At 63.1% G+C, this 3,742-nt stretch carries 3 protein-coding genes; 2 read left to right on the forward strand and 1 reads right to left on the reverse strand.

Features of this window, described 5'->3' with window-relative positions; genetic code table 11:
• Positions 1-1,400: NAD(P)H-hydrate dehydratase (locus EOA24_RS30590; protein WP_127410416.1), on the reverse strand; the 1,400-nt coding region annotated here is incomplete at its 3' end.
• 346 nt (positions 1,401-1,746) lie between these two features.
• On the opposite strand from EOA24_RS30590, the gene EOA24_RS30595 reads away from it, so the two are divergent.
• A complete protein-coding gene (locus EOA24_RS30595; protein WP_018428041.1) occupies positions 1,747-2,085 on the forward strand; it encodes a P-II family nitrogen regulator in 339 nt (112 codons plus the stop codon).
• Between the two features lie 61 nt (positions 2,086-2,146).
• Positions 2,147-3,556: a type I glutamate--ammonia ligase gene (glnA, locus tag EOA24_RS30600; RefSeq protein WP_042642240.1), complete on the forward strand. Its 1,410-nt coding sequence runs from the start codon at positions 2,147-2,149 to the stop codon at positions 3,554-3,556.
• The last annotated feature ends 186 nt before the right edge of the window (positions 3,557-3,742 follow it).

The raw sequence follows: 3,742 nt of genomic DNA on the forward strand, positions 1-3,742 counted from the left end.
GCGCAAGCCGCTTCGAAGCCCGGCATGCCTTGGGCAAGGAGGCCGGCGATGATGCCTGCCAGCACGTCGCCCGAACCGGCGGTGGCAAGCCAGGGCGCGCCATTGCCGTTGATCGCGGCGCGGCCGTCCGGCGCAGCGATCACGCTGTCGGCGCCCTTGTAGACGATCACCGCGTTGGCACGCTGCGCGGCTTCGCGCGCCTTGGCGAGCTTCGACAACGCCTTGTTGCCCGCAATGTCCGCGAACAGCCTGCCGAACTCACCCTCATGCGGCGTCATGATCAACGCTGGCGCATCCGGTCTGCCGGCTGCCTCGAACAGCGTCGAGGCTCCATTGCGGAAGGAGGTGATGCCGTCGGCGTCGAGCACGAGGCCCTCGACGCCGCCGTCCTGTCGCTTCCTGGCCAGCACGGCGAGCGTGAAATCGCGCGCCTTGTCGCCGATGCCGAAGCCGGGGCCGAGGACAAAGCTGGACGGCCGGCGATCGCCGATCAGGTCATGCACGTCCTCGATCGCGTCGACCTTGCGCAGCATGATGGAGGTCAGATGCGCCGCGTTGACCTGCATGGCGTTTGCCGGCGAGAGCACGGTGACGGCCCCTGCCCCGCTTCTTGCGGCCGCCAACGCCGACAGCCGCGCCGCGCCGGTAGCCAATGGGCCGCCCGAAAAGACGCTCGTATGGCCGCGCTTGTATTTGTGCGCGTCGACCGCCGGCGTAGGAAAGTTCGCGATCCAAAGCCCGGGCCGGTTCTCGAGGGTCCTTGGCGCGATCTCGTCGATGATCTCGTCGCGAATGCCGATATCGGCCAACACGATCTCGCCGCATCGCTCGCGGCCCGGCAGCAGCAGGTGCCCGGGCTTCTTTCGCGCGAAGGTCACCGTGAGGACCGCGAGAAATGCCGAGCCGAGAACTTCGCCGCTATCGGCGGAAACGCCCGAAGGCAGGTCGATCGCGACAACCGGCAGGTTCATCCCTGTCACGATGTCGACCGCGGCCTTGGCGTCGCCGGATAGCGGTTTCGACAGGCCTGCGCCAAAGAGCGCGTCGACGACCAGCGAACCGTCTTCGGGCGTGAGGGCCGACAGCGGTCGCCGCTCCAGGGTGCAGGCGGCAGCCGCGAGCGCGGCGTCACTGCCTGGCCGCGGTTCGCCCAACGCCCACAGAGCCACATCGACGCCAGCCTCGGCCAACAGCCGCGCCACGACATAACCGTCGCCGCCATTGTTGCCGGGGCCGCACAGCACATGCGCCCTCTTCGCGCCCGGGTGGCGCGCCAGCACCAGGGTCGCGACTGCTTCGCCGGCGCGTTGCATCAAACCGTAGCCGTCGAGCGGCCCGGCCGCGATCGCTAGTCTGTCCGCCTCGGCCATTTCGGCCGTCGATAGAAGTTCATTGCGCATGGGATTGCCGATCTCCGTGCGATCAAGCATTGTCCAGTTTTCGGTTCGAAGCAAACCGCCGCGGCCGCGCATCGTTTGCAGATGCGGCCGCATCCGACAGGGGTCCGATTGCTATTTGCGCTTCCTGCCCATTTTTTATGCAGGATTGAGGAGGGGCGATGTATAGGGTTTGGGCGTCCATGCCGCATCCGGCGCAGCGGATGACGCGAATTTGCATCCGGGCCCGATGCGGAATCGAAAACGCCCTGTACCTATTCTTCCCCCCTGGATTGGCACGGTTCGTGCTAGATGGAGGCGCAAGCGGGGTACACAACCCGTCTTCTTGGCAGTGGAGGCCATTTTTTACATGAAAAAGATCGAAGCGATCATCAAGCCATTCAAGCTGGACGAAGTGAAGGAAGCGCTTCAAGAGGCCGGGCTGCAAGGCATCACCGTCACCGAGGCCAAGGGTTTCGGCCGTCAGAAGGGGCATACCGAGCTTTATCGCGGCGCCGAATATGTCGTCGACTTCCTGCCCAAGGTGAAGATCGAAGTGGTGCTCGGCGACGAAGCCGTTGAAGGCGCCATCGAGGCCATCCGGAAAGCGGCGCAAACGGGCCGTATCGGCGATGGAAAAATCTTCGTTTCCAACATAGAGGAAGTCGTGCGCATCCGTACCGGCGAGACCGGTATCGACGCCATCTGACGCCCTCCATCTTTCTGCAACGTCATCATCAAAAACACGTCATCACACAGGGATACATGACATGACGACAGCCAAAGACATCATGAAGCAGATCAAGGACAATGATGTGAAATTCGTCGACCTGCGCTTCACCGATCCACGCGGCAAGCTGCAGCATGTGACGATGGATGTCGTCGAGGTCGAGGAAGACATGTTCGCCGATGGCGTCATGTTCGACGGCTCCTCGATCGCTGGCTGGAAGGCTATCAACGAGTCCGACATGGTGCTGATGCCCGACACGGATACCGTCCACATGGATCCGTTCTTCGCGCAGTCGACCATGGTCATCCTGTGCGACATCCTCGATCCGATCTCGGGCGAGGCCTACAATCGCGATCCGCGCGGTACCGCCAAGAAGGCCGAAGCCTACATGAAGTCGGAAGGCATCGGCGACACCATCTATGTCGGCCCCGAAGCCGAGTTCTTCGTGTTCGACGACGTGAAGTACAAGGCAGACCCCTACAACACCGGATTCCGTCTGGACTCCACCGAACTGCCGTCCAATGACGACACCGACTACGAGACCGGCAATCTCGGCCACCGCCCGCGCATCAAGGGCGGCTACTTCCCCGTGCCGCCGATCGATTCCGCCCAGGACATGCGTTCCGAAATGCTGACCGTGCTGGCCGAGATGGGCGTGCGCGTCGAGAAGCACCACCACGAAGTCGCCGCCGCCCAGCATGAGCTCGGCATCAAGTTCGACACGCTGGTGCGCAACGCCGACAAGATGCTGATCTACAAGTATGTCGTGCACCAGGTCGCCAATGCCTACGGCAAGACGGCCACCTTCATGCCGAAGCCGGTGTTCGGCGACAACGGCTCGGGCATGCATGTGCACCAGTCGATCTGGAAGGGCGGCAAGCCGACCTTCGCCGGCAACGAATATGCGGGCCTGTCGGAAACCTGCCTCTATTACATCGGCGGCATCATCAAGCACGCCAAGGCGATCAACGCCTTCACCAACCCGCTCACCAACTCCTACAAGCGTCTGGTGCCGGGCTATGAAGCGCCGGTGCTGCTCGCCTATTCGGCGCGCAACCGCTCGGCTTCCTGCCGCATTCCGTTCGGCTCCTCGCCGAAGTCGAAGCGCGTCGAGGTCCGCTTCCCCGATCCGGGCGCGAACCCCTATCTCGGTTTCGCCGCCATGCTGATGGCCGGCCTCGACGGCATCAAGAACAAGATCCATCCCGGACAGCCGATGGACAAGGACCTCTACGACCTGCCGCCGAAGGAGCTGAAGAAGATCCCGACCGTCTGCGGCTCGCTGCGCGAGGCGTTGCAGAACCTCGACAAGGATCGCGGATTCCTGAAGGCCGGCGGCGTCTTCGACGACGATCAGATCGATGCGTATATCGAGCTCAAGATGGCCGAGGTGATGCGCTTCGAAATGACCCCGCATCCGGTCGAGTACGACATGTACTATTCTGTCTGACGACCGAACTTCTCGGCATCGGCGACAAAGACGGACCCCGGCGTTTCGCCGGGGTTTTCGCATGGGCAGTCCATTGGAGGGCTTTCCGCAAACCCAGCGTAGCCATGCAGCATCCGGCCGGTCCGCCACTGCAGAAGCAGCAGTCACGCCAAAGTGGTCGCGGCGCTCAATCGCCTGGCGTTGCTG

It is taken from the genome of Mesorhizobium sp. M2A.F.Ca.ET.039.01.1.1 (assembly GCF_003998035.1).
Taxonomy (GTDB): Bacteria; Pseudomonadota; Alphaproteobacteria; order Rhizobiales; family Rhizobiaceae; genus Mesorhizobium.